Source organism: Micromonospora sp. A3M-1-15 (assembly GCF_024213425.1).
Lineage (GTDB): Bacteria > Actinomycetota > Actinomycetes > Mycobacteriales > Micromonosporaceae > Micromonospora > Micromonospora chersina.
Genome location: NZ_JANAVK010000001.1, coordinates 868908 through 892994, shown reverse-complemented (window position 1 = coordinate 892994; position 24087 = coordinate 868908). Strand labels below are relative to the sequence as shown.

Genomic DNA, 24087 nt, shown 5'->3' with positions numbered 1-24087 from the left:
CATGGCCGTGCTCACCGACCGGCCGGCGGCGCCCGTCACGCGCCGCGCCGACCGCGGGCCGCGCGCCCGGGTCAACCGCATCCTGGGGTACGCGGTCCTGATCGCCTTCGGGCTGGTCTTCCTCTACCCGTTCGTCATCCAGCTCGGCAACTCGTTCAAGACCGAGCCGGACGCGGCGGCGAACCCGCTCTCGCCGGTGCCCGACCCGCTGACCCTGGCCGGCTTCGAGCGGATCTTCGCGGGCACCAACTTCCCGCTGTGGCTCGGCAACTCGCTGCTGGTCACCGTGCTGGTCACCCTCGGCCGGGTCTTCTTCGACTCGCTCGCCGGCTACGCGCTGGCGCGGCTGCGCTTCCGGGGCCGGGCCGGGCTCTTCGCCGCGATCATCGCGGTGATGGCGGTGCCCGGCGTGGTGCTGCTCATCCCGAAGTTCCTGGTGCTCAAGCAGATCGGCCTCTACGACAGCTACGCGGGCCTGGTGGTGCCGCTGCTCGCCGACGCGGCCGGGGTCTTCATCATGAAGCAGTTCTTCGAGTCGGTGCCGGTCAGCGTCGAGGAGGCCGCCCGGATCGACGGCGCGGGCGTGTTCCGCACCTTCTGGTCGGTGGTGCTGCCGATGGCGCGGCCGGCCCTCATCACGCTGACCATCCTGTCGTTCCAGGGCTCCTGGAACGAGTTCCCGCACAGCCTGGTCTCGGTGCAGAACCCGGACCTGTTCACCCTGCCCCGCGGGCTGGCCGATCTGGTCAGCGGGTCGCTCGGCAAGGGCACCCAGTATCCGCTCAAGCTGGGCGCCGCGCTGCTCGCCACCATCCCGGTGGCGGTGCTCTTCGTGATCTTCCAGCGGTATTTCGTCCGCGGCGCGAACGAGGGCGCCGACAAGGGCTGACCGGAGGCCGGCGGTCCCGCCCCGTGCCGGGACCACCGGCCCCGGCTCAGCTCTCCTGGAGCACCGAGATCACGTTGCCGGCCGGGTCGGTGAACCAGGCGATCGTCGGGCCGTTGCCCCGCATGACGCCCTTGTCGTCCTGCGGCATGCCCTCGTAGCGCTCGAACCGCACCCCGCGGGAGACCAGCTCGTCCACCGCCCGGTCGACGTCCGGGACGGGGAAGTTGAGCACCGTGTAGGTGGCCGGGCGGTGGTCGGACTTCGGGTAGACCAGCACCGGCCGGTCGCCGGCCAGGTGCAGGGTCAGCAGGCCGCCCATCGCGTCGTCCCGGGACACCCGCAGCCCCAGGACGTCGGTGTAGAACCGCTCCGCGCGGTCCGGATCGTCCACCGAGAACCCGGTGAACGCCTTCGTGTCCCTGAACATGACCCGCTCCTCACTCCGCCGGTGCGCCGCCTCCGTCGTGCCTACCAGGGGTGGACGCCGCAGGGGGCGGAAACTCATCGGCGGGTCGCGGATCGAGCCGGGTCGGCAGCCCGAAGCGCGGGAAGAGCCGGGGCTCCAGGAAGTGGGTGAGCCGGGCGATCCGCCCCTCGGCGCACTCCAGCACGGTGATCGAGAAGGCCTGGTGGCCGCCGGCCGGGTCGACCCGGTACTGCGCCAGGGCCGGCACGCCGTTCGCGGCCACAGGCACCAGCCGGGAGCCCCGGCACTCGGCGCCCGGCCCGCCCAGCCAGCGGCCGATGTCCGCCGCGCCGCGCAGCCACATGGGGTAGGGCGGCATGCTCTGCACGGCGTCCTCGCGCAGCAGCGCGACCAGGGCGTCGATGTCGTAGCGGGCGAAGGCGTCCACGTAGCGGTCGAGCAGGTCGCGGTCGACCGGGTCGAGATCCGGACCGACGCGCCGCTCGGCGCGCACCCCGGCCAGGGTCGCCCGGGCCCGCTGGAGCGCGCTGTTGACCGCCGGCACGGTGGCGTCGAGCAGGTCGGCGACCTCGTCGGCGCGCCAGCGGAGCACGTCCCGCAGGATCAGCACGGCGCGCTGCCGGGGCGGCAGGTGCTGGAGCGCCGCGACGAACGCCAGCCGCACCGACTCCCGGGCCACCGCCAGCTCGGCCGGGTCGGCCGGGAGCACCGCCGTGTCGGGCACCGGCTCGACCCAGCCGCCGGCCGGCGTGCCGAGCGACTCGACCACCGGCACGGCCGGGCCGCCCAGGTCGACGGGCAGGGCCCGCCGGCCGCGCCCGCGCAGCAGGTCGAGGCAGACGTTGGTGGCGATCCGGTAGAGCCAGGTGCGCAGGCTGGACCGGCCGTCGAAGCCGTCCCGGCCGCGCCAGGCCCGCAGCAGGGTCTCCTGCACCGCGTCCTCGGCATCGAACACCGAGCCGAGCATCCGGTAGGCGTAGCCCGTCAACTCGACCCGGAACGGCTCCAGGTCACTCGTCGCGGGCGCCGGTGCGGTCGTCATCCCGCCACGGTAGGCGCTACCCCCGACAGCGCCTACTCAGGAGGCCACCGGCTCGGCGGGAACGCCGACGTGCAGGCGGACCTGGGGGACCAGCATGTCGTCCACGTCCAGCGCGCGGGCCGCGCCGTCCGGCTCCCAGCCCGTCGAGGTGAGGAACTTCCGGGTCGCCGCGTCGGCGTCGAACGCCCAGGCCACCGCGCGGGTGAAGCCGTCCTCCCGCCAGTGGTCGACCATCGCGGCGAGCAGCCGGCTGCCGTGCCCGCGCCGGCCCCAGCGCGGCTCGACCAGCAGGTCGGTCACCGCCGCCACACCGTCGGCGAGCGCCTCGGCCGGCTCGCCCGGCGCGAGCGCCTCGGCGTCGGCCGGACCGGAAGCGGCGAACCCCACCAGATACGATTGCTCGGCCTGTTCGACGGCGACCAGCACGCGGTGCGCGCCCGAGGGCGGCTCCTGCACGGCGGCGCTCCACCGCCGGGCGAGGTACGCCTCGTCCAGGTTGTCGAGCACGTGCCGGGGCAGGATCCGGCGGTACGCGGCCCGCCAGGTGGCGAGCTGGAGGCGTGCGATCTCGCCGGCGTCGGACGGACGCGCGGGGCGGACGTACCCGAGAGCCATGGCACGTGAGCCTACGCAGGGCGAGGAGGGCGACGGTGGCGCAGGGTGCCAGGCGGACGATCGCGCAGGTCGTCGCCGTGGTGGCGCTCGCCGTCGCGGTGACCGTCTTCCTCTCGGTGGCGGCCGTGCGGCACGGCTTCTTCGACCTCAAGGTCTACTACGGCGCGCTGACCTTCTGGGTGCACGACGGCGGGGAGATCTACGACTTCCTCAAGGGCGGCACCCAGTACGGCTTCACCTACCCGCCGTTCGCCGCGCTCGTCATGCTGCCGATGGCGTACCTGCCCTGGACCGCGGCGATCGCGGTGAGCGTGGCCGCCACCGTGGTGGCCAGCGCGGTGGTCATCTGGTGGCTGCTCGACCCGGTCGCCCGGCGCGCCGGCTGGACCCGCTGGTTCGTCCTCGCCGTGGCGCTCTGCCTGGCCGCCGCCTACGAGCCGATGCGCGAGACGGTGAACTTCGGCCAGGTCAACATGCTGCTGCTGTTCCTCGTGGCGGTGGACCTGCTCCGGCTGCTGCCGGCGCGCAGCCGCTGGGCCGGGGTCGGCATCGGCCTGGCCACCGCGATCAAGCTGACCCCCGGCATCTTCATCGTCTACCTGCTGGTCACCGGCCGCTGGCGGGCCGCGTTCACCGCCATGGGCGCGGCCGCCGCCGCGACCCTGGTGGCCGCCGCGCTCTTCCCGGACGCCTCCCGCGAGTTCTGGACCGAGGCGCTGTGGAACACCGACCGGGTGGGCGAGCTGGCCTTCGTCTCCAACCAGTCGCTGCGCGGGGTGGTGGCCCGGCTCGACCCGGAACACCCCAGCACCGTCGCCTGGCTGGCGCTGGTCCTCGCCACCCTGGTCGTCTGGGGCTGGCGCTCCCGGGCCGCGGTGGCCGCCGGCGACGAGGCCACCGGCCTGGCGCTGACCGGCGCCACCATGTGCCTGGTCAGCCCGGTGACCTGGGTGCACCACCTGGTCTGGCTGCTGCCGGGGCTGATCCTGCTGGTCGACAACGGCATGGCCGCGCCCGCCCGCAGCCGGCGGCGCCGCCTGCTGCTGGCCGCCGCGCTCGTCGGGTACGCCTTCCTGACCAGCCGGATCGTCTGGGCCTGGGAGAAGGACTTCACCGGGGTCGACGGCTTCCTGGGCAGCAACACCTACGTCTGGATCAGCCTGGCGCTGCTGCTCGCCCTGCCGGTCCGCCGCGGGGCCACGCCGACCGGCGGCGGTCCCGCCGGTCGGGGCGGGCCGGCCGGGTCAGCCGTCGAGCCGGGCGGTGTAGCGCAGCTCGCGGAGCCGGACCGGGTCCCGCCCGCCGTGCAGCGGGACCGGGTAGGTGGACTCCTCCCCGTCCGGTGACAACCCGGCCCGCTCGTAGAAGCGGCGGGCCCGGGCGTTGTCGGCGAGCACCCAGAGCCGGTACTCCGTCCACGCCCGCTCCGCCAGCCCGGCGCGGGCCGCCGCGTGCAGCGCAAGCCCGAGCCCGCCGCCCCAGTGCGCCGGCTCCAGGTAGAGCGCCAGGACCTCGCCGTACCGCGCGTCCAGGTCGCCCCGGTCCTGGTTGTTCCGGTACGGCCCGAAGGTGGTGAACCCGACGACCGCCCCGTCGACCTCGGCGACCAGCGTTGTGAACGGGTGCTCCGGGTCGGCCGTGCCGAGGTCCCGGCGGCGCTGCGCCCAGGCGGCCGGGTTCAGCCGGTTCAGCACCTCGTCCGGCATGATCCCGGCGTACCCGGCCTGCCAGCCGCGGATGTGCACCCGGGCGATCGCCTCGGCGTCGTCCGGTTCCTCCCGGCGGATGGTGGGCACCCGTCCGTTCTATGCCGCGTCGGGCGATCGGTCCAGCCGCCGCACTGCGACAACTCCAGATCGGCGCGTCTGACGCCGCGCCGCGACCTGGAGCCGTCGTGTCGTACCGGTGGATTAGGGTCCCCGACGATGGCCGCACCGGAATCGCTCTCCCTCGCCCAGGCCCGCCGGATCGCCCTGGCCGCCCAGGGCTTCGCCGATCCGGCGCCGACCGGCGTGCCCAGCCGCCGGCACCTGCGCCGGGTGCTCGACCGGGTCGGGCTCATCCAGATGGACTCGGTCAACGTCCTGCAACGCGCGCACTACCTGCCGCTCTACAGCCGGATCGGGCCCTACCCGACCACCCTGCTCGACACCGCCGCCTACCGGCGCCCGCGCGACCTGTTCGAATACTGGGCCCACGAGGCGTCGCTGGTGCCGGTGGGGCTGCACCCGGCGCTGCGCTGGCGGATGGCCAAGGCCCACGACGAGGCGTGGGGCGGGATGCGCCGGATCGCCCAGGAGCAGCCCGAGCTGGTCGCCTGGGTGCGCGACGAGGTGGCCGCCCGGGGTCCGCTCACCGCCGCCGAGATCGAGCACGACGCGCCGCGCGAGACCGGCAACTGGGGGTGGAACTGGTCCACCGTCAAGCGGGCGCTGGAGTTCCTGTTCTGGGCCGGCGAGGTGACCGCCGCCGACCGCACCACGTCGTTCGCCCGCCGCTACGACCTGCCCGAACGGGTGCTGCCGGCCGCCGTGCTCGACGCGCCCACCCCGAGCGACGCCGACGCCCACCGCACGCTCGTGGCGATCGCCGCCCGGTCGCTGGGCGTGGCGGCGGAGCCGGAGCTGCGCGACTACTTCCGGCTGCCGGTGGCCGGCGCCCGGCAGGCCATCGCCGAGCTGGTCGAGGCGGGTGAGCTGACCCCGGTCACCGTGTCGGGCTGGCGGCAGCCCGCCTACCTGCACGCCCAGGCCCGGCTGCCCCGCTGGGTCCGCGGCAACACCCTGGTCAGCCCGTTCGACCCGCTGGTCTGGGAGCGGGCCCGCGCCGAGCGGCTCTTCGACTTCACCTACCGCATCGAGATCTACGTGCCCGCGCCGCAGCGGGTCTACGGCTACTACGTGCTGCCCTTCCTCCAGGGCGAGCGGTTCACCGCCCGGGTCGACCTCAAGGCCGACCGGAAGGCCGGGGTGCTACTGGTGCCGGCCGCCTGGGTCGAGCCCGGCGCCGAGCCGGGGGAGACGGCCGTGGCGCTCGCCGCCGAGCTCTACCGGCTCGCCGGCTGGCTCGGCCTGGACGCGGTCGCCCCGCCCGCCGCGGGCGACCTGGCGGCCCCGCTGGCCGCCGCCCTGGTGGGCGTGGCGGGTGTACGGTGAGCGCGTGACGAGCGTTGACCGGCCGGCCGCCGCGCCCGACCCGCACCCGACCGCCGATCCCTCCGGACCGGCCCCGGCCGGGTCGCCCACCACCGTCACCGGACCGCACGGGGAACACGCCGTGCCGCACGTCCACCACGGGCCGCACGCGGAGCACGCGGCCGGGGCCTGGCCCGCCGGGGTGGCCTACCCGCCGGTCGAGCCGGACCGGTTCACCCGCCTGGTGCTGCGGCTGCACGCCCGCGCCCCGCGCTGGGCGGTGCCCCTCGCGGCGCTCGGCTGCGTCGGCCTGGGCATGGCGTACGCCCTGCTCAGCGACCCCACCCACAGCGATCCGGACGCCCGGCCGACCTGCCTGCTCAAGCTCACCACGGGGCTGGACTGCCCGGGCTGCGGCGGCACCCGCGCCCTCTGGTACGTGCTGCACGCCGACCTCCCGGCCGCCGCCCGCCACCACTTCCTCTTCGTCTTCTCGCTGCCCTTCCTGGCCTGGCTCTTCGTGAGCTGGGCGGGCAACCGGGCGTTCGGCTGGCGGCTGCCGGAGCTGCGGATCAGCCCCAAGGTGATCGGCGGCTTCCTGGCCCTCTGGCTCGCCTTCTCGGTGGCCCGCAACCTGCCCTGGGCCCCCTTCACCTCGCTCTACGTCTGACCGCTGCCCGCCGCCGGTGTGCTGGTTCACGTCCGCGCGTCCGAGTTTCCCCGGAAGCCCAGGGGCCACTACAGTCGCAGGAATGCCGGAGATGGTGCAGCCCCAGGTCAAGCTGATCGCGTGGACCCAGTTCCAGGCCCCGGACGACGTGCCGTGGTCGACCGACGCGGAGGGCGGTCAGGCGCTCGCCGAGTTCGCCGGCCGGGCCTGCTACCAGAGCTGGAAGAAGCCGAACCCGGCCACCGCGACCAACGCCGGCTACCTGGCGCACATCCTGGACGTGGGGCACCTGTCCGTGCTGGAGCACGGCTCGGTGAGCTTCTACTTCAGCGGGGTGTCCCGGTCCTTCACCCACGAACTGATCCGGCACCGGCACTTCTCCTACTCCCAGCTCTCCCAGCGCTACGTCCCGGAGCGGGACGCCGCCATGGTCGAGCCCGCGGTGATCGCCGACGACCCGGAGCTGCACAAGAAGTTCGTCGAGGCGAGCGAGGCGGCGGTCCGGGCGTACACCGAGCTGCTGGAGGGCCTGGAGGCCCGGTACACCGACGAGCCCAACCCGACGCTGCGCCGCAAGCAGGCCCGGCAGGCGGCCCGGGCGGTGCTGCCCAACGCCACCGAGACCCGGATCGTGGTGACCGGCAACTACCGGGCGTGGCGGCACTTCATCAAGATGCGCGCCACCGAGCACGCCGACGTGGAGATCCGCGAGCTGGCCGTGGAGTGCCTGCGGCAGCTCCAGGGGGTCGCTCCGAACGTCTTCGCCGACTTCGTGATCTCCACGCTGCCCGACGGCACCGAGGTGGCGGCCTCTCCGCACGCCGAGTGAGTCGTCGCCCTTCGCCGCCGGGGCCCCGGTGGTCGTCCGCTAGGTTGTGAACATGACGCACGACCTCCCTGCCGCCCCGAACCGGGGCGCCTCGCGCCCGTTCGGACGACTGATCACGGCCATGGTGACCCCGTTCACCGCCGACGGGTCGCTCGACCTCGACGGGGCCGTCCGGCTTGCCAGCCACCTCGTCGACGAGCAGGGCAACGACGCGCTGGTGCTCAACGGCACCACGGGCGAGTCGCCGACCACCACCGACGCGGAGCAGGAGGCCCTGATCCGCGCCGTCGCGGAGGCGGTGGGCGACCGCGCCCGGATCGTCGCCGGGGTGGGCACCAACGACACCCGGCACACGATCGAGCTGGCCGCGCAGGCGGAGAAGGCCGGCGCGCACGGTCTGCTGGTGGTGACGCCGTACTACAACAAGCCGCCGCAGAGCGGGCTGCTGCGCCACTTCACCGCGGTCGCCGACGCCACCGGGCTGCCGATCATGCTGTACGACATCCCGCACCGGGCGGGCACCGAGATCGCCACCGACACCCTGGTGAAGCTGGCCGAGCACGGGCGGATCGTGGCGGTCAAGGACGCCAAGGGTGACCTCACCGCCACCTCCTGGGTGCTGGCCCGCAGCGACCTGGCGTTCTACAGCGGCGAGGACGCGCTGACCCTGCCCGCCCTCGCGGTCGGCGCGGTCGGCGTGGTCGGCACCTCCACGCACTTCACCGGTGTGCAGACCAAGCAGATGATCGAGGCGTACGAGGCGGGCGACACCGCCACGGCACTCGCCCTGCACCGGCGGCTGCTGCCGCTGTACACCGGCATCTTCCGGACCCAGGGCGTGATCCTGGTGAAGGCGGGCCTGGCGGCCAAGGGCCTGCCGGCCGGCCCGGTGCGACCCCCGCTGGTGGACGCCACCGGCGACGAACTGGCCCAGCTGCGCGCCGACTGCGCCGCGGCGGGCCTGCCCCTACCCGAATGATCGAACAACACGACGGACGCCGCGCGACGGCGTCGCAGAATGAGGTGACGCGTGACCGAGGCGCACATCGAGGGTGAGCTGCCCCCGCCGCTGCCGGAGGGCGGCCTGCGGATCATCCCGCTCGGCGGACTCGGCGCCATCGGCCGGAACATGACGGTCTTCGAGTACGACGGCAAGCTGCTGATCGTCGACTGCGGGGTGCTCTTCCCCGACGTCGAGCAGCCGGGCGTGGACCTGATCCTGCCCGACTTCGGGCCGATCCTGGACCGGCTGGGCGACGTGCAGGCCATCGTGCTCACCCACGGCCACGAGGACCACATCGGCGCGGTGCCGTACCTGCTCGCCCACAAGCCGGACATTCCGCTGGTCGGCTCGCAGTTCACCCTGGCGCTGGTCGAGGCGAAGCTGGCCGAGCGGCGGATCCAGCCGTACACGCTGACCGTCGCCGAGGGGCGGCGCGAGCGGCTCGGCCCGTTCGAGTGCGAGTTCTTCGCGGTGAACCACTCGATCCCCGACGCGCTCGCGGTGGCCATCCGCACCGGCGCCGGCCTGGTGCTGCACACCGGCGACTTCAAGATGGACCAGCTCCCGCTGGACGGCCGGATCACCGACCTGGCCGGCTTCGCCCGGCTCGGCGCCGAGGGCGTGGACCTGCTGCTCTCGGACTCCACCAACGCGGAGATCCCCGGCTTCGTCACCCCGGAGCGGGAGATCGGGCCGGTGCTCGACTCGATCTTCGCGAAGGCGCGCGGCCGGATCATCGTGGCCTCGTTCGCCTCGCACGTGCACCGGGTGCAGCAGGTCTTCGACTCGGCGGTGGAGCACGGCCGCAAGGTGGCGCTGATCGGCCGGTCGATGGTGCGCAACATGGGCATCGCCCGCGACCTGGGCCTGCTCAACATCCCGCCGGGCCTGGTGGTCGGGCTGGAGGAGGCCACCACGCTGCCGCCCGAGCAGATCGTGCTGATGTCGACCGGCTCGCAGGGCGAGCCGATGAGCGCGCTGGGCCGGATGGCCAGCGGCGACCACCGGCACATCACCATCGCCCCCGGCGACACCGTGGTGCTCGCCTCCTCGCTGGTGCCGGGCAACGAGACCTCGGTCTACCGGGTGATCAACCGGTTGGCCCGGGCCGGCGCCACGGTGATCCACAAGGACGTGGCCAAGGTGCACGTCTCCGGTCACGCCCCCGCCGGAGAGCTGCTCTACCTGCTCAACGTCACCCGCCCGAGCAACCTCATGCCGGTGCACGGCGAGTGGCGGCACCTGCGGGCGCACGCCCGGCTCGGCATCGAGTCCGGCGTCGCGCCGGACCGGGTGGTGCTCTGCGAGGACGGCGACGTGGTCGACCTGGTCGACGGGCGCGCCAGCCTGGTGGGCCACGTGAAGAGCCGGTACGTCTACGTCGACGGCCTCGCCGTCGGCGACGTCAGCGAGTCGCTGCTCACCGAGCGCCGGATCCTCGGCGACGGCGGCTTCATCGCCACCACCGTGGTGGTCGACTCGGTCACCGGCAAGGTGGTCGGCGGGCCGACCCTCTCGGCGAAGGGCTTCTCCGAGGACCCGGAGGCGTTCAACCCGGTCATCCCGCTGGTCACCGAGGCGCTGAACCGGGCCGCCGCGGACGGCATCACCGACCCGCACCAGCTCCAGCAGATCGTCCGGCGCACCGTCGGACGCTGGGTGAACGACGCGTACCGCCGCCGGCCGATGATCGTGCCGACGGTCGTCGAGGTCTGACCGCCCCGCGCGCCGCACGCCGGTCCACCGTCCGCGGTGGGCCGGCGTCGCGTTCGGCGGGTACGCCCCGAAGCCGTCCCGCCACGCTCCGTCGATCCTGACCGGTCGCCCTCAACCGATCGGCGTCCGTCTCCGTATACCGCTCCGGCAGGCGTACCCGCGCCGGCCGGGAGGAGCGTGGCGGATGGACCGCAGACGGATGACAGCCATCGGCGTGCTGGTGGCGGCGGCGGGCACGGCGGCGGCGGTGACCCTGCCGTCGTTCGCCGGCGAGAACCCGGCGACCCGGCGGACCGCCCCGGCGGCGTCCGACGGCGTCGCGCCCGAGGTGCTGGACGCGCTGAGCCGCGACCTCTCGCTCACCCGGGACCAGGCGGCGCGGCGGCTGAAGACCGAGCGGTGGGCGTCGGGCACGGTCGCGAAACTCCGCACCGAACTCGGCGCCGACTACGGCGGCAGCTGGCTCGGCGCCGACGGCGCGACGCTCAACGTGGCGGTGGCCGATCCCGGCCAGGCGGCCCGGGTGACCGCCGCCGGCGCGGTGCCGAAGCCGGTGGACCGCGGGGTCGCCGAACTCGACGCCGTGAAGACCCGCCTCGACGCGGCCGGCCGCGACGCCACCCCGGACGTCGCCGGCTGGTACGTCGACGTGCCCACCAACTCGGTAATGGTGGTCGCGCAGCCCGGCGCCGAGGCGGCCGGCCGCCGCTTCGCCGAGGCCGGCGGGGCGCCCGCCGGCGCGGTACGGGTGCGGACCGCCGACGAGGCGCCCCGCCCGCTGTTCGACGTGCGGGGCGGGGACGCGTACTTCATCAACGACGCCGGACGCTGCTCGGTGGGCTTCTCGGTGGTCGGCGGCTTCGTCACGGCCGGGCACTGCGGCCGGCCGGGGGACCGGACCACCGGCGCGAACCGGGTCGCCCAGGGCACCTTCGCCGCCTCCTCGTTCCCCGGCGACGACTGGGCTGTCGTCGAGGTCAACGGCCAGTGGACGCCGCAGGGCGTGGTGAACGACTTCAACGGCGGCACGGTGCCGGTGAACGGCTCCACCGAGGCTCCGGTCGGCGCCTCGGTGTGCCGCTCCGGCTCGACCACCGGCACCCGCTGCGGGGTGATCCAGGCGAAGAACGCCACGGTGAACTATCCGGAGGGGACGGTCACCGGGTTGACCCGGACGAACGTCTGCGCCGAGCCGGGCGACTCGGGCGGGGCCTGGCTCTCCGGCGACCAGGCGCAGGGCGTCACGTCCGGCGGCTCCGGTGACTGCACGCGCGGCGGGGTGACCTTCTTCCAGCCGGTCAACGAGATCCTCCAGCGCAACAACCTGACCCTGGTCACGGCGGGCGGCCAGCCGGCGCCCTCCGCGCCGCCGGCCGGCGGCGGGTCCACCGCGCCGCCGGCGAGCACCGCGCCGGCCACCCCGCCGGCCGGCGACGCGGCCGACTGCACCGGGCAGGTGAGCCGGACCGGCCGGATCGCCGCCGGTCGGGCGCAGGTCCAGCCGGACGGCCGCTTCTTCCGGGTGTCCGGCGGCGCCCAGGAGGCGTGCGTGTCCGCGCCGGCGGGCGCCCGGGTGGCGCTGGAGCTGCAACGCTTCACCGGCGCCGCGTTCCGCACCGTGGCCCGCGCCGACAGCACCGACGGGGTCGCCCGGCTGACCGCCGACACCCCGGCCGGCGCCTACCGCTACCGGGTGGTGGGGCTGGCCGGCGCCGGCGAGTACACCCTGGCGTTCTCCGCCCGCTGAACCGCCGCCGGGTCGACCCCGGCGGCCCCGGACCGCGGCCCCCGTCCACCACCGCCCGGTGGCCGGGGGCCGCGCCACGTGCGGGCTCAGGGCAGCGCGGCGACCGCCTCGGCGAACGCGGCCCCGGTGCTGACCGCCGACGTGACCAGCACGACGAGCTGCGCCGGGGCCACCCCGTACGCCAGGTCGGTGGTGACGTCGGCGGCCAGCAGCAGCGTCCCGTCGCCCGGGTCGTGCACGTACGCCGCCGGCAGCAGCCGGTCGTGGTTCCAGGCGTTGCAGAACGCGTACGCCTCGGCGCGCCGGGCGGCCGGCAGCCGGCGCAGGGCCACGGCCCGGGCGTGCAGCACCTCGCCCTGATCACCGAGCCGGCGGAACTGGACCACCGCCTCGCCCCAGCGCCCCACCACGGTGCCGTCCGGCTCCAGCGTGTACGCGTCGCCGCGCGCGTCGAGGGCGGTGGTGAGCAGCCGCAGGCTCAGCGGGGCGACCTCCTCCTCGCCGGGCGGCCCGGGCTCGGCCGGGTCGTCGTCGGACGCCACGTCGTCCTCGTCGGGCAGTGGCGCCGGTGCGGCGAGCGGCCGCTCGGCCAGCCAGGAGGCGATCCGGCCGGACTGGTGGCCGGTGCCGTTGCGGGCGTCGAAACTGCCGGCCAACGTGGTGGCGAGGGCCTGGAGCTGGCCGCCGAGCGTCGCCACGTCCACCTCGGCGGCTGGCCGGGGCCCGTGCCCGGGGCGGTGGATCCGCCGCCCGCCGAGACCGGCCTCGGCAGCCAGCCCGCAGAGCAGCGCGCCCGCCGCCGCGAACTCCATCGCGGACAGGTCGTCGGCCGGGTGGTCCAGCCGGGGCAGCTGCTCGGCCAGCACGTCCAGCCCGTGGGCCAGGTGCCCGCCCAGCGCGCAGAACCGCAGGTGGGCGGCGAGCTGCGGGAAGGCCGCCCGTTCCCGGCGGTGCCGGCGGTAGGCCCGCACGTGCGCCCGGGCGGCGCGCGTCGCCTCGCCGGTCCGCAGCCACGGCAGCAACCCCACGGCGAGGGCCCGCTCCGGCTGGTCGGTGCAGCCCGGCTCGCCGTCGAGCGCCGGCTCCAGCGCGGCCAGGGCGGCCGCCGGCTCGCCCCAGCCGGCCAGCAGTTCGGCCCGGCGGGCCGGGGCGCAGCCGGCGCAGCCGGCCACCGGGTCGGACCCGTCGCCGGCGGACCAGCGGTCGTACTCGCGCCGGGCCGTCGGCTCGTCGCCCAGATGGTCGGCGAGCCGGCAGCGCAGCTCGGCCACCGGCCCGGCGTCCGGGCCCAGCCGGTCGGCGAGATCGTCCAGCAGGGAGCGGGCCTGGTCCAGGGCCACCCGGGGGGTGCCGAAGAGCGCCTCTACGGCCTGCCGCTGGTGCCGGCACAGCCGTTCGGCCACGTCGGGGCCGTCGAGCAGCCCCGGTTGCCGGTCCACGATGGCCAGGCAGCGGCGCACCGGCTCCACGGTCCGCCACCGCTCGCCCAGGTGCAGGTACGCCTCGACCAGCGCGAACCGCGCCGCCAGCCCGGTACGCGGATCGCCCGTGGCATCGGCCCGGGCGGCGATGCGTTCCAGCTCGGCGCAGCGGGCCTCGCCGTCGGGCAGGTCCCGGGCGTCGGCGAGCGCGTCGGCCAGGCCCCGGTCCCGGAAGGTGGTCACCGGACCGCCCCGCCGGGCAGGTCCGCCACGGCGGCGGCGAGCTGGCAGCCGGTGGTGACGCCGCAGTCGACGAGCTGGTCGAGCTGGTGCGGGGTGACGCCGCGTTCCAGGTCGGTGGTCACCTCGCCGCAGACCTGGGCCAGCCCGTCGTCGGCGACGTGCACGAACGCCTTCGGCCAGAGCCGGTCGTGGTTCCAGGCGTTGCAGAAGGCGTGCAGGTCGGGCACGCGCTCGATCCCGAACCGGTGTGCCGTGACGGTGCGCACCTGGAGCAGCTCACCGGCGCCGCCCCGCCGGGAGAACCAGATGAGGCTGGAGTCCCAGCGGCCCACCAGGTCGCCGTCGGCGTCCCGGGCCACCGCGTACCCCCGGTTGGCCAGCACGGCGGCGATCAGCTCGCCGGTCAGCGGTCGCAGCGCCTGCGGGTGTCCGGCCAGGGGGCCGTCCGGACCGTCCTCGATCTCCGGCGACGCCATGAGGGCATCCCTTCTGAGGCGAATAACACAAACGGCGGTGGATTCGTGCCGCGACGCGCGGACACGACCCGGAAAAGCGGCGATCTGCCGGGTCCCGCCGTTACGGTGACTCTATGGCGGGCCGTACCTCTCAGGCGAGCCGGCGGCGCGGCGCGTCGCCGCGCGGAACCACGAACAGCCGTGCCCGCCAACCGGCCAAGAAGACCACCCGGGCGACCGCCCGACGGCGCCCCGCGCCCGGGCCGAGCCCGGCGGCGTTCCTGGGCCGCGCGCTGGGCGCACTGTGGATGGGGCTGGCGCACGGCGTCGGCTGGACGTTCCGGGCCGCCGGGCGGCAGGCCGCCACCACCCGCGAGCTGGACCCGGAGCACCGCCGCGACGGCGCCGGGCTGCTCCTGTTCGGCCTGGCCATCCTCAGCGCGGTGGGCATCTGGTCCGGCGGCGCCGGGCCGGTGGGCCGGCACCTCGCGGACACCGTGCGCCTCTTCGTCGGGGCCATCTCGATCGTGCTGCCGGTGCTGCTCATGGTGGGCGCCTGGCGGCTGATGCGGACCCCGGCCGATCCCGCGCACCGCGGGCGCGGCCTGGTCGGCTGGGGCTCCATGCTGCTCGCCACGGCGGCCATGCTGCACATCGGACAGGACCCGGTCGACGAGGTCCAGCGCGACTACGCGGGCGGCCTGCTCGGCGCCGGCGTGGGCGACCTGCTCAAGTCCGCGGTCACCGCCTGGGTGGCCATGCCGCTGCTGATCCTGCTGCTGGTCTTCGGTCTGCTGGTGATCACCGCGACCCCGATCAACAAGATCCCGGAGCGGCTCGGGCTGCGCGCCGCCCCGGTCCCGCCGCCCGACGCCGAGGAGGCCGAGGCCGAGGCGCCGGCCAAGCCGGCCCGCAAGCGGGCGGCCAAGCGCCTCCCGCCGCCGGTGGACCCGCTGGACGCGGACGACGACCTCGACGGCGTCGACCTCCAGGACACCCTGGTGCTGCCGCGCAAGAGGGTGCCGGCGAGCCGCAAGCCGGTCGAGCCGCCGGAGCACTCGCCGCTGCCCACCCGCGCCGAGCAGCTCGCGCTCACCGGGCTGGCCGGCGACTACACCCTGCCGCCGGCCAACATGCTGGGCAGCGGGGCCGCGCCGAAGACCCGCAGCAAGGCCAACGACGAGGTGATCGCCGCGCTGACGGGCGTCTTCGAGCAGTTCGACGTGGACGCCGCGGTCACCGGCTTCACCCGCGGCCCGACGGTCACCCGCTACGAGGTCGAGCTGGGGCCGGGCGTCAAGGTCGAGCGGATCACCCAGCTCTCCCGCAACATCGCGTACGCCGTGAAGTCGCCGGACGTGCGGATCCTCAGCCCGATCCCGGGCAAGAGCGCGGTCGGGGTGGAGATCCCGAACACCGACCCGGAGAACGTGGCGCTCGGCGACGTGCTGCGCTCGCGGGCCGCCACCAGCGACCACCACCCCATGGTGGTGGCGCTCGGCAAGGACATCGAGGGCGGCTACGTGGTGGCCAACCTGGCCAAGATGCCGCACATCCTGATCGCCGGCGCGACCGGCGCGGGCAAGTCGTCCTGCCTGAACTCGCTGCTCGTGTCGGTGCTCACCCGGGCCACCCCCGACGAGGTGCGACTGCTGCTCATCGACCCGAAGCGGGTCGAGATGACCGGCTACGAGGGCATCCCGCACCTGGTCACCCCGATCGTGACCAACCCGAAGAAGGCGGCCGACTCGCTGGAGTGGGTCGTCCGCGAGATGGACATGCGCTACGACGACCTCGCCGCCAACGGGGTCCGGCACATCGACGACTACAACCGCAAGGTGCGCAACGGCGAGATCAAGGCCCCGCCGGGCAGCGAGCGGGAGATCCGGCCGTACCCGTACCTGCTGGTGATCGTGGACGAGCTGGCCGACCTCATGATGGTCGCGCCGCGCGACGTGGAGGACTCGGTCGTCCGGATCACCCAGCTGGCCCGGGCCGCCGGCATCCACCTGGTGCTGGCCACCCAGCGTCCCTCGGTGGACGTGGTCACCGGCCTGATCAAGGCGAACGTGCCGTCCCGGCTGGCCTTCGCCACCTCGTCGCTGGCCGACTCCCGGGTCATCCTCGACCAGCCCGGCGCGGAGAAGCTGCTCGGCCGCGGCGACGGGCTGTTCCTGCCGATGGGCGCGTCGAAGCCGATCCGGATCCAGGGCGCCTGGGTGACCGAGCGCGAGATCCACGACGTGGTGAAGTTCTGCAAGGACCAGCGCGAGCCGGACTTCCGACCGGACGTGCTCGCCCCCGCGCAGGACAGCAAGAAGAAGATCGACGAGGACATCGGCGACGACCTGGACCTGCTCGTGCAGGCGGTGGAGCTGGTGGTCACCTCGCAGTTCGGCTCGACCTCGATGCTCCAGCGCAAGCTGCGGGTCGGCTTCGCCAAGGCGGGCCGGCTCATGGACCTCATGGAGACCCGGGGCGTGGTCGGCCCGTCCGAGGGGTCCAAGGCCCGCGACGTGCTGGTCAAGCCGGACGAGCTGGAGGAGGTTCTGGCCGGCCTGCGCGGCGGCGAGGACTGATCCCACCCGGACAGACGTCAGGGCCCGCCGGTGCTCCCGGCGGGCCCTGACGCGTGCGGGTCAGGAGTTGTAGATGGCGTAGCCGATGATCATGCCGATGACCGCGCCGACCACGCTGGCGGCGGCGGCGTACCAGCCGAGCGGCTTGTCGCCGAGCACCGCGCCGACGATGCCGAGCACCAGGCCGACCAGGCCGAACAGCGGCGGCAGGAAGAAGATCGCGATGACCGCGAAGACGAACGCGAGAATCGTGCAGACGCGGGCGGCGCTGCTGCGCGGGCGGGCGGTGGCGTGGATGTCGGCCATGGTGTCCTCCGTAAGTGGGTCTCCTCGGGTGGGGCGAGGAAGAACTACCCGCCCGGACCCGGCGTCCAAACCGGACGTCCGGCCAGGCCGGAGGCGGTCAGTGGAAGAGCTTGAGGCCGACCACGCCGGCGACCACGAGCAGGAGGCAGGCGATCCGGGGCAGGCTGGCCGACTCGCCCAGCGCCACCATGCCCACCACGGCGGTGCCGACCGCCCCGATGCCGACCCACACCGCGTAGCCGGTGCCGACCGGGATGTCGCGCAGCGCGTACGCCAGGCCGGCCATGCTGGCCACCAGCGAGACGGCGAAGACCAGGGAGGGGAGCGGGCGGGTGAAGCCGGCGCTGCGGTCGAGGGCGATCGCCCAGGCGGTTTCCAGCAGTCCGGAGAGCACCAGCACGAGCCAGGCCATGGGTCACCTCTGACGGGACGGGCCCGGCCACCGGGGCCGGGACGGGCGGTCACACGGGGCGTCTTGGCCTGACCGGGTACGCCCACCACTCGTCCGGGGCGGCGCGGGGCCGCCGAGGCCGACGCTAGCACCGCCGGGGCGGGCGGGCCGGCACGGTGACGAACCCCACCCTCGCTGGAGTTCACGCGAACTTCAGGTTGCACCATGGTCGGCATGACCGTGCTCTTCTCCGACGAGGACGTCGCCGCCGCCGTGGACGCCCCGCTCACCGTGGCCGCCATGCGGGACGCGCTGCTGGCCGCGTACGAGGGCCGGCTCATCGCCCCGCCCCGGGCGTCCGCCCCGCTCGGCGGCGGCCGGATGGTGCTCACGGCCGGGCACCTCACCGGCGAGTGGTACGGCTTCCGCTCGTACGACACGTTCGGGCACCCGGAGAGCGGGCAGCTCGTGGTGCTGCACGACGCGGGCACCGGGGCGGTACGCGCCATCGCGGTCGGCGAGGAACTGGGCTCGCGGCGCACCGGAGGGCTGGGCGGGGTGGCCGTGGACGCGCTGGCCCGCCCCGACGCGGCCACCCTCGGCGTGGTGGGCTCCGGGTGCCAGGCGTGGACCCAGGTCTGGGCCGCCGCCGCGGTGCGCCCGCTGCGCGAGGTGACCGTGCACAGCCGCTCGGCGGCCCGCCGGGAGGCGTTCGCCGCCCGGGTCCGGGCCGAGCTGGGCGTGCCGGCCCGCGCCGTCGACTCGGCCGCCGCGGCGGTGCGCGACCGGGACCTCGTGGTGCTCGCCACCACCAGCACCACCCCGGTGCTGGCCGCCGCCGACCTCGCCCCGGGAACCCACGTCAACACCGTCGGCTTCAAGCAGGTCGACCGGCACGAGTTCGGGCCCGACCTGCTGGACGCCGCCGACCTGCTGGTCACCGACTCGCCCGCGCAGGCCGTCGCGTACGCCCCGCCGATGCTCGCCGCCGTCGAGCCGTACGCGGACCGGCTGCGCGACCTGGGCGCGGTGCTGGCCGGGGCGGTCCCGGGAAGGACCGGCGCGGACCAGATCTCGGTCTTCTGCTCCACCGGCCTGGCCGGCACGGAGGTCTTCCTGCTCGACCGCCTGGCCCGGGTCGGCGCGGCCGCCCGCTGAGCCGCGGCTGAGTGTGAGCCGGCCGATGCCGGCGGCCCGCCGTCGTGGGGTTCCCGCCGCGGCCCGGTACCCTCGGATGGTGTCTGCCACCTCCTCTTACGACGACTCCAGCTCGGCGCGTCCGACGCCGCGCCGCGACCTGGAGCCGTCGGCTGCCAGCGCCGACGGCCGTCGCGTCGCCCTGCTGACCCTGGGTTGCGCCCGTAACGAGGTCGACTCGGAGGAGTTGGCCGCCCGGCTGCACGCCGACGGGTGGCAGGTGACCACCGACGGCGAGGGCGCCGACGTGGTGGTCGTGAACACCTGCGGTTTCGTGGAGAAGGCCAAGCAGGACTCGATCCAGACGCTGCTGGCCGCCGCCGACACCGGCGCCAAGGTGGTCGCCGCCGGTTGCATGGCCGAGCGGTACGGCCGCGAGCTGGCCGACAGCCTCCCCGAGGCGCAGGCGGTGCTCAGCTTCGACGACTACCCGGACATCGCGGCCCGGCTGGACGCCGTGGTGGCCGGCGAGGCGCTGGGCGCGCACACCCCGCGCGACCGGCGCGAGCTGCTGCCGCTCACCCCCGTCAAGCGCCGGGAGGCGGCCGTGTCGCTGCCCGGCCACGGCACACCGACCCGGGTCGCCGCCGAGGCCGACGAGCACACCCCGGCGCACCTGCGGCAGGTGCTGCGGCACCGGCTCGACACCGGGCCGGTGGCGTCGCTCAAGCTGGCCAGCGGCTGCGACCGGCGCTGCGCGTTCTGTGCCATTCCGGCGTTCCGTGGGGCGTTCGTCTCGCGTACGCCGGACGAGCTGCTCGCCGAGGCCGAGTGGCTGGCCAAGACCGGCGTCCGCGAGCTGGTGCTGGTCAGCGAGAACTCCACCTCCTACGGCAAGGACCTGGGCGACCCCCGGGCGCTGGAGAAGCTGCTGCCGCAGCTCGCCGCGATCGACGGCATCGTGCGGGTGCGGGCCAGCTACCTCCAGCCGGCCGAGACCCGGCCCGGCCTGGTCGAGGTGATCGCCACCACGCCGGGCGTGGCCGCGTACTTCGACCTGTCGTTCCAGCACTCCAGCGAGCCGGTGCTGCGCCGGATGCGCCGGTTCGGCTCCACCGACCGGTTCCTGGAGCTGCTCGCCTCCGCCCGCGCGCTGGCCCCGGAGGCGGGCGCGCGGAGCAACTTCATCGTGGGCTTCCCGGGCGAGACCCGGCAGGACATGGCCGAGCTGGTCCGGTTCCTCACCGAGGCGCGCCTCGACGCGATCGGCGTGTTCGACTACAGCGACGAGGACGGCACCGAGGCCGCCGGCCTGCCCGGCAAGGTCTCCGCCGCCACGATCAAGCGGCGCTACGACAAGCTCGCGGCGCTCGCCGACGAGCTGTGCTCGCAGCGGGCCGAGGAGCGGCTCGGCTCGACCGTCGAGGTGCTTGTCGACTCGGTCGCCGACGGCGTGGTGGAGGGGCGGGCCGCCCACCAGGCGCCCGAGGTCGACGGCTCGACCACCCTGGTCACCCCGGCCGGCGGCGGGGTGGACCTGGCCGCGCTGCGCCCCGGCGACCTGGTCCGGGCCACGGTCACCGCGACCGAGGGTGTCGACCTGGTCGCCGTACCGGATGAGATGATCTCGGCGGCGCCCGGCGCGGCACGGTGACGGCGGGTCCGGACAGAACGGGGAAGCCACGTGGGGCGGTGTCGGACATGACCGGGGCGGAGTCGACGGTGGCGGCCCCGGTGCCCCTGCTCAACGCGGCCAACGTGCTGACCGCGGTGCGTCTGGTGCTGGTGCCGGTGTTCGCGGTCACCGTCGTCGCCTCCGCGATGAGCCACGCCGGCTGGCGGATGGCGGCCTGCCTGATCTTCGTGGTCGCCTCGGCGACCGATCTGGTGGACGGCTGGATCGCCCGCCGGTTCGGGCTGGTCACCTCGCTCGGCAAGGTGGCCGACCCGATCGCCGACAAGGCCCTCACGGGCGCCGCACTGGTGCTGCTCTCCTGGTACGACCGGCTGCCCTGGTGGGTGACCGTGGTGATCCTCGCGCGCGAGCTGGGCATCACCGCGCTGCGCTTCTGGGTGATCCGGCACGGCGTGATCGCGGCCAGCCGCGGCGGCAAGATCAAGACGGCGCTCCAGATCCTGGCGATCACCTGGTACCTCTGGCCGATGCCGGACGCGCTGGCCCCGGTCGGCCCCTGGATCATGGGCGCGGCCGTGGTGGTCACCGTGGTCACCGGCTTCGACTACATCGCCCAGGCCCTCCGGCTGCGCCGCCCCACCCGCTGAGCCGCGGCCGGCGCGGCGCGTCGCCGGCGATAACCTCATGATCGGCGCATCCGTGCGCAGGATGAGTAGGTCGCGGCGGTAGGGGAAGAAGGGGCCGGCATGGGGACGGATGCGAATCACGAACGGCCCGCCGGCAGTCCGGCGGCCTCGGTGGTGCACAGCCTGCACGAGCGCAAGGAGACCCTGGCCACCGTCGAGTCGCTGACCGGCGGTCTGCTCTCCGCCGCGATCGTGGAGATCGCCGGGGTGAGCGGGATCTTCCGGGGCGGCCTGGTGGTCTACGCCACCGAGCTGAAGTCGGAGCTGGCCGGCGTACCGGAGGACCTGGTGGCCGAGCGCGGGCCGGTCGACCCGGACGTGGCCGCCGCCCTCGCCGAGGGTGGGCGGCGGCGGTGCGGCGCCGACTGGGGGCTGGCGACCACCGGCGTGGCCGGGCCGGAGCCCCAGGACGACAAGCCGGTCGGGCTGGTCTACGTCGCCGCGTCCGGACCCGACGGCACCGAGGTACGCGAGCTGCGCCTCGACGGTGGCCGGGACCACATCCGCGCGGCCGCGGTGATCGAGGCGCTGCGCCTGCTCGCCGAGCGTATCCACGCCGCGGTCGAGGCCGACGAGGCGGAATCCGCGGACGGGGCCGACGAGACGGAATCCGCGGGTGACGCCGATCGGGCGGGGGCGGGCCGGCGGTGAAGGCGGGCGTCGGCCCGCCGATTCCGGGAACACCGGCCTGGGGCCGTGGATCCGCCCGCGCGCCCGGTTCCGCAGGATTGGAGAGGCGGGGTGGGATGTCGTCGGGGCGACCAACGGGTACGGTTGCGGGAAGGCTCCGGCGGGCGACGTCGGCGCCGGGCCGGTCCACCGCGCCCGGCGCGGCACGCGCGGCCGGAGATGGTGGTCCCGTACAGGGGGAGGTGCGATGGTCCTGCTACGCCGCGTGATCGGTGACGCACTGCGGGCGCGCCGGCAGGGGCAGCACCGCACCCTCCGCGAGGTCTCGTCCGCCGCCAACGTGAGCCTGGGTTACCTCTCCGAGATCGAGCGCGGCCAGAAGGAACCCTCCAGCGAGCTGCTCGCCGCGATCTGCGACGCGCTCGGCGCCCGCCTCTCCGAGCTGCTCCGCGAGGTCAGCGACACGGTCGCGCTGGCGGAGCAGATGCCCGGGGTGCTGGTCCCGATGGCCGACGAGCCCGTCGAGTCGACCTCGGTCGCGCCGGCGGCCGTGCGCAAGGCGACCAACCGGGGGGTCCGCCAGGTCACCTCCGACGGCTCGGTGGCCGTCCAGGTCCGCCAGGACTCGCCGCTCAAGGCGACGCTGCGCAGCACCCGGGTCCGCCCCGCGGACCGGGACGTGGTCTGCGCCGCCTGATCCCACCCGCCGCGCCATGGCCGCCCGTGGCGGCCACGTCGTAGTGTTGATCAGGGTCGTACGGGTGCCGGGTTGGCGTCCGACTGGGACGATGGAGGCACACCGCGCGGCTCGCCGGTCGACCCCGGTCGAGGCGACGTGACGCTACTGAGGGGACAAGGCGGAGATGGCGAACCCGTTCGTCAAGGGTTGGAAATACCTGATGGCGCTCTTCGGTGCGAAGATCGACGAGCACGCCGACCCGAAGGTGCAGATCCAGCAGGCCATCGAGGAGGCCCAGCGGCAGCACCAGGCGCTGGTCCAGCAGGCGGCCGCGGTGATCGGCAACCAGCGCCAGCTGGAGATGAAGCTGTCCCGGCAGATGACCGAGGTCGAGCAGCTCCAGGGCAACGCCCGGCAGGCCCTGGTCCTGGCCGACCAGGCCCGTGGCCGCGGCGACGAGACCGAGGCGGGCCGCTACGAGCAGTCCGCGCAGCTGCTCGCCAGCCAGCTGGTCTCCGCCGAGCAGGCGATGGAGGACCTCAAGACCCTGCACGACCAGGCGCTCGGCGCGGCCGCGCAGGCCCGCAAGGCGGTCGAGAACAACTCGATGATCCTCCAGCAGAAGCTGGCCGAGCGCACCAAGCTGCTCAGCCAGCTCGAGCAGGCCAAGATGCAGGAGACCGTGGCCCGCTCGCTGGAGTCGATGTCCGCGCTCACCGCGCCCGGCACCACCCCGTCGCTCAACGAGGTCCGCGACCGGATCGAGCGCCGCTACGCCGACGCGATGGGCCGGGCCGAACTGGCCGGCAACTCCGTCGAGGGCCGGATGCTGGAGATCCAGAAGGCGACCCTCGACTCGGCCGGATCGGCCAGACTGGAACAGATCCGGTCGAGCATGGCCGGCGAGCAGCTCGGCGGCCGGCAGGAACGCCCCGCGGTGGAGGAACCCGCCGACCCGGCGGCCGCCGCCCGGCTCGACCAGATCCGGTCGAGCATGAGCCGGGAGCGCGGCACCGGGGAGAGCACCACGAGCTAGGGGACGGGGGAGACCGATGGTCGACGAGCGAGCGCGGCACTTCCGCCGGCTGCGCAGGTTGCGCCGGTCCGCGCGGCGCTGGAGCGTCCTGGCCGGTGGGCTGGGCGGCGCCGCCGCCGTGCTGACCCCGTACGCCGGGCTGGGCCTGCCGGACGCGGCCTGGGCCGGCGCCGCGGGCAGCGCCATCGCCGTCGCCGCCTGGCGCTGGGTCGACCTGCGTGCCCTCACCGCCGTGCCGGCCCCGCCGGCCCTCGACCCGGCCGAGGCCGCCGCCCGCTCCCGGGCCCGGCTGGTCGCCGCCGTCGAGCGGCTGCCCGTGGGCCCGGGCGTCCTCGCCGAGGTCCGCCGGGTCCGCTCCCGCCTCGCGCTGCGCGGCACCACCGCGGCCGAGGCGTGGGCCCGGCTCGACCGGGCCGCGCTGACCCTGGCCGGGCTGGCCGGCCGGCTCACCGGGCTCGCCGAGCCGGCCGTCCGCGAGGCGGCCGAGGCCGACCGCTCCCTGCGTGACCTGGCCAACCGGGTGGCCGGCGTGGAACGCGCGCTGAAGCTCGCCCCGGCCGAGGCGCGCGGGTCGCTCGCCGAGGCGCACGCCACCCTGGTCGGCCAGCTGGAGAGCGGGGTGGCCGCGTACGAGCGGCTCGTGGTGGCCGCGGCCGGCTACGTGGCCGAGGACGCCCGTCCGAGCACCCAGGACCCGTCGGCCGCCCGCCTCACCGAGGCCACCGACCTGCTGCACGGCGTAGCCGGCGCCCTGGCCGAACTCCGCACCACCCAGACCCCCCTCCGCACCCCCTGACCGCCCGCCTTCGCGGGGTT

24 protein-coding genes and 1 riboswitch are annotated in these 24087 nt (G+C 74.9%); of the genes, 16 read left to right on the top strand and 8 right to left on the bottom strand.

The window, feature by feature from the left end; translation table 11 throughout:
* The first annotated feature begins 1 nt into the window (after position 1).
* Positions 2-889 (top strand): carbohydrate ABC transporter permease, encoded by an 888-nt coding sequence (locus NLX85_RS04005; protein WP_254331684.1) that lies wholly within the window; start codon positions 2-4, stop codon positions 887-889.
* A 46-nt stretch (positions 890-935) separates the two neighbouring features.
* On the opposite strand, the gene NLX85_RS04000 is transcribed toward NLX85_RS04005, so the two are convergent.
* Genes NLX85_RS04000 through NLX85_RS03990 form a run of 3 tightly spaced genes read right to left on the bottom strand, consistent with a single transcriptional unit; the run spans position 936 to position 2973 of the window.
* Positions 936-1316 carry a VOC family protein gene (locus NLX85_RS04000; protein WP_254331683.1) on the bottom strand — a complete coding sequence of 127 codons (381 nt, stop codon included), beginning with the start codon at positions 1314-1316 and terminating at the stop codon, positions 936-938.
* Positions 1317-1326: 10 nt separating this feature from the next.
* On the bottom strand, positions 1327-2358 hold the full coding sequence (locus NLX85_RS03995) for a sigma-70 family RNA polymerase sigma factor (protein ID WP_254331682.1): 1032 nt from the start codon (positions 2356-2358) through the stop codon (positions 1327-1329).
* Positions 2359-2394: 36 nt separating this feature from the next.
* Positions 2395-2973, bottom strand: a complete 579-nt coding sequence (locus NLX85_RS03990; RefSeq protein ID WP_254331681.1) for a GNAT family N-acetyltransferase — start codon at positions 2971-2973, stop codon at positions 2395-2397.
* Between the two features lie 35 nt (positions 2974-3008).
* Here NLX85_RS03990 and NLX85_RS03985 point away from each other — a divergent pair, with 35 nt between their 5' ends.
* Positions 3009-4319 carry a glycosyltransferase family 87 protein gene (locus tag NLX85_RS03985; RefSeq protein ID WP_254331680.1) on the top strand — a complete coding sequence of 437 codons (1311 nt, stop codon included), beginning with the start codon at positions 3009-3011 and terminating at the stop codon, positions 4317-4319.
* Here NLX85_RS03985 and NLX85_RS03980 read toward each other — a convergent pair.
* Entirely contained in the window at positions 4218-4769 is a 552-nt protein-coding gene (locus NLX85_RS03980) for a GNAT family N-acetyltransferase (RefSeq protein ID WP_254331679.1), read from the bottom strand. The two genes, NLX85_RS03985 and NLX85_RS03980, sit on opposite strands and share 102 nt — an antisense overlap.
* A 129-nt stretch (positions 4770-4898) precedes the next feature.
* Here NLX85_RS03980 and NLX85_RS03975 point away from each other — a divergent pair, with 129 nt between their 5' ends.
* The 6 genes from NLX85_RS03975 to NLX85_RS03950 all read left to right on the top strand — a co-directional run bounded on the left by NLX85_RS03975 (position 4899) and on the right by NLX85_RS03950 (position 12072).
* Positions 4899-6128, top strand: a complete 1230-nt coding sequence (locus tag NLX85_RS03975) for a winged helix-turn-helix domain-containing protein (protein WP_254331678.1) — start codon at positions 4899-4901, stop codon at positions 6126-6128.
* Positions 6129-6132: 4 nt separating this feature from the next.
* Positions 6133-6777, top strand: coding sequence for a DUF2752 domain-containing protein (locus tag NLX85_RS03970; RefSeq protein WP_374628052.1), 645 nt, complete (start codon positions 6133-6135; stop codon positions 6775-6777).
* A gap of 91 nt (positions 6778-6868) precedes the next feature.
* A complete protein-coding gene (gene thyX, locus NLX85_RS03965) occupies positions 6869-7606 on the top strand; it encodes an FAD-dependent thymidylate synthase (RefSeq protein ID WP_254333617.1) in 738 nt (245 codons plus the stop codon).
* A gap of 52 nt (positions 7607-7658) precedes the next feature.
* Entirely contained in the window at positions 7659-8585 is a 927-nt protein-coding gene (gene dapA / locus NLX85_RS03960; protein WP_254331677.1) for a 4-hydroxy-tetrahydrodipicolinate synthase, read from the top strand.
* Between the two features lie 51 nt (positions 8586-8636).
* Complete coding sequence (locus NLX85_RS03955; RefSeq protein ID WP_107076936.1) at positions 8637-10325, top strand: ribonuclease J; 1689 nt, start codon at positions 8637-8639, stop codon at positions 10323-10325.
* 184 nt (positions 10326-10509) lie between these two features.
* Entirely contained in the window at positions 10510-12072 is a 1563-nt protein-coding gene (locus NLX85_RS03950) for a S1 family peptidase (RefSeq protein WP_254331676.1), read from the top strand.
* 86 nt (positions 12073-12158) lie between these two features.
* Here the strand turns inward: NLX85_RS03950 and NLX85_RS03945 are convergent, their stop codons facing one another.
* Both NLX85_RS03945 and NLX85_RS03940 read right to left on the bottom strand, forming a co-directional pair.
* Positions 12159-13736, bottom strand: coding sequence for a YbjN domain-containing protein (locus NLX85_RS03945; RefSeq protein WP_254331675.1), 1578 nt, complete (start codon positions 13734-13736; stop codon positions 12159-12161).
* Positions 13733-14212, bottom strand: a complete 480-nt coding sequence (locus NLX85_RS03940) for a YbjN domain-containing protein (RefSeq protein WP_254331674.1) — start codon at positions 14210-14212, stop codon at positions 13733-13735. Before NLX85_RS03940 ends, NLX85_RS03945 begins: the two co-directional genes overlap by 4 nt.
* Positions 14213-14325: 113 nt before the next feature.
* Here NLX85_RS03940 and NLX85_RS03935 point away from each other — a divergent pair, with 113 nt between their 5' ends.
* The gene (locus tag NLX85_RS03935; RefSeq protein ID WP_254331673.1) at positions 14326-16770 is read left to right on the top strand and encodes a DNA translocase FtsK; all 2445 of its coding nucleotides are present in this window, start codon (positions 14326-14328) and stop codon (positions 16768-16770) included.
* A 60-nt stretch (positions 16771-16830) separates the two neighbouring features.
* On the opposite strand, the gene NLX85_RS03930 is transcribed toward NLX85_RS03935, so the two are convergent.
* Both NLX85_RS03930 and NLX85_RS03925 read right to left on the bottom strand, forming a co-directional pair.
* The gene (locus tag NLX85_RS03930) at positions 16831-17076 is read right to left on the bottom strand and encodes a hypothetical protein (RefSeq protein ID WP_091312087.1); all 246 of its coding nucleotides are present in this window, start codon (positions 17074-17076) and stop codon (positions 16831-16833) included.
* Positions 17077-17173: 97 nt separating this feature from the next.
* On the bottom strand, positions 17174-17488 hold the full coding sequence (locus tag NLX85_RS03925; protein ID WP_254331672.1) for a multidrug efflux SMR transporter: 315 nt from the start codon (positions 17486-17488) through the stop codon (positions 17174-17176).
* Positions 17489-17541: 53 nt separating this feature from the next.
* Positions 17542-17605: riboswitch (guanidine-III (ykkC-III) riboswitch) on the bottom strand.
* 96 nt (positions 17606-17701) lie between these two features.
* Here NLX85_RS03925 and NLX85_RS03920 point away from each other — a divergent pair.
* The 7 genes from NLX85_RS03920 (at position 17702) to NLX85_RS03890 (ending at position 24067) form a co-directional block, all read left to right on the top strand.
* A complete protein-coding gene (locus tag NLX85_RS03920) occupies positions 17702-18625 on the top strand; it encodes an ornithine cyclodeaminase family protein (protein ID WP_254331671.1) in 924 nt (307 codons plus the stop codon).
* 76 nt (positions 18626-18701) lie between these two features.
* Positions 18702-20258, top strand: a complete 1557-nt coding sequence (gene rimO, locus NLX85_RS03915; RefSeq protein ID WP_254331670.1) for a 30S ribosomal protein S12 methylthiotransferase RimO — start codon at positions 18702-18704, stop codon at positions 20256-20258.
* Between the two features lie 47 nt (positions 20259-20305).
* Positions 20306-20887, top strand: coding sequence for a CDP-diacylglycerol--glycerol-3-phosphate 3-phosphatidyltransferase (gene pgsA, locus NLX85_RS03910; RefSeq protein ID WP_148428135.1), 582 nt, complete (start codon positions 20306-20308; stop codon positions 20885-20887).
* Between the two features lie 99 nt (positions 20888-20986).
* Positions 20987-21577: a CinA family protein gene (locus tag NLX85_RS03905; protein WP_254331669.1), complete on the top strand. Its 591-nt coding sequence runs from the start codon at positions 20987-20989 to the stop codon at positions 21575-21577.
* A gap of 226 nt (positions 21578-21803) precedes the next feature.
* Positions 21804-22253 (top strand): helix-turn-helix domain-containing protein, encoded by a 450-nt coding sequence (locus NLX85_RS03900; protein WP_107076395.1) that lies wholly within the window; start codon positions 21804-21806, stop codon positions 22251-22253.
* Between the two features lie 166 nt (positions 22254-22419).
* Positions 22420-23271, top strand: coding sequence for a PspA/IM30 family protein (locus NLX85_RS03895; protein WP_254331668.1), 852 nt, complete (start codon positions 22420-22422; stop codon positions 23269-23271).
* Between the two features lie 16 nt (positions 23272-23287).
* Entirely contained in the window at positions 23288-24067 is a 780-nt protein-coding gene (locus NLX85_RS03890; protein WP_254331667.1) for a hypothetical protein, read from the top strand.
* The last annotated feature ends 20 nt before the right edge of the window (positions 24068-24087 follow it).

Coding starts and splice junctions, on each gene's coding strand:
- NLX85_RS04005 (WP_254331684.1), top strand. CDS start 2: ATGGCCGTGCTCACCGACCGGCCGGCGGCGCCCGTCACGCGCCGCGCC.
- NLX85_RS04000 (WP_254331683.1), bottom strand. CDS start 1,316: ATGTTCAGGGACACGAAGGCGTTCACCGGGTTCTCGGTGGACGATCCG.
- NLX85_RS03995 (WP_254331682.1), bottom strand. CDS start 2,358: ATGACGACCGCACCGGCGCCCGCGACGAGTGACCTGGAGCCGTTCCGG.
- NLX85_RS03990 (WP_254331681.1), bottom strand. CDS start 2,973: ATGGCTCTCGGGTACGTCCGCCCCGCGCGTCCGTCCGACGCCGGCGAG.
- NLX85_RS03975 (WP_254331678.1), top strand. CDS start 4,899: ATGGCCGCACCGGAATCGCTCTCCCTCGCCCAGGCCCGCCGGATCGCC.
- thyX (WP_254333617.1), top strand. CDS start 6,869: ATGGTGCAGCCCCAGGTCAAGCTGATCGCGTGGACCCAGTTCCAGGCC.
- dapA (WP_254331677.1), top strand. CDS start 7,659: ATGACGCACGACCTCCCTGCCGCCCCGAACCGGGGCGCCTCGCGCCCG.
- NLX85_RS03950 (WP_254331676.1), top strand. CDS start 10,510: ATGGACCGCAGACGGATGACAGCCATCGGCGTGCTGGTGGCGGCGGCG.
- NLX85_RS03940 (WP_254331674.1), bottom strand. CDS start 14,212: ATGGCGTCGCCGGAGATCGAGGACGGTCCGGACGGCCCCCTGGCCGGA.
- NLX85_RS03935 (WP_254331673.1), top strand. CDS start 14,326: ATGGCGGGCCGTACCTCTCAGGCGAGCCGGCGGCGCGGCGCGTCGCCG.
- NLX85_RS03930 (WP_091312087.1), bottom strand. CDS start 17,076: ATGGCCGACATCCACGCCACCGCCCGCCCGCGCAGCAGCGCCGCCCGC.
- NLX85_RS03925 (WP_254331672.1), bottom strand. CDS start 17,488: ATGGCCTGGCTCGTGCTGGTGCTCTCCGGACTGCTGGAAACCGCCTGG.
- NLX85_RS03920 (WP_254331671.1), top strand. CDS start 17,702: ATGACCGTGCTCTTCTCCGACGAGGACGTCGCCGCCGCCGTGGACGCC.
- rimO (WP_254331670.1), top strand. CDS start 18,702: ATGGTGTCTGCCACCTCCTCTTACGACGACTCCAGCTCGGCGCGTCCG.
- pgsA (WP_148428135.1), top strand. CDS start 20,306: ATGACCGGGGCGGAGTCGACGGTGGCGGCCCCGGTGCCCCTGCTCAAC.
- NLX85_RS03905 (WP_254331669.1), top strand. CDS start 20,987: ATGGGGACGGATGCGAATCACGAACGGCCCGCCGGCAGTCCGGCGGCC.
- NLX85_RS03900 (WP_107076395.1), top strand. CDS start 21,804: ATGGTCCTGCTACGCCGCGTGATCGGTGACGCACTGCGGGCGCGCCGG.
- NLX85_RS03895 (WP_254331668.1), top strand. CDS start 22,420: ATGGCGAACCCGTTCGTCAAGGGTTGGAAATACCTGATGGCGCTCTTC.
- NLX85_RS03890 (WP_254331667.1), top strand. CDS start 23,288: ATGGTCGACGAGCGAGCGCGGCACTTCCGCCGGCTGCGCAGGTTGCGC.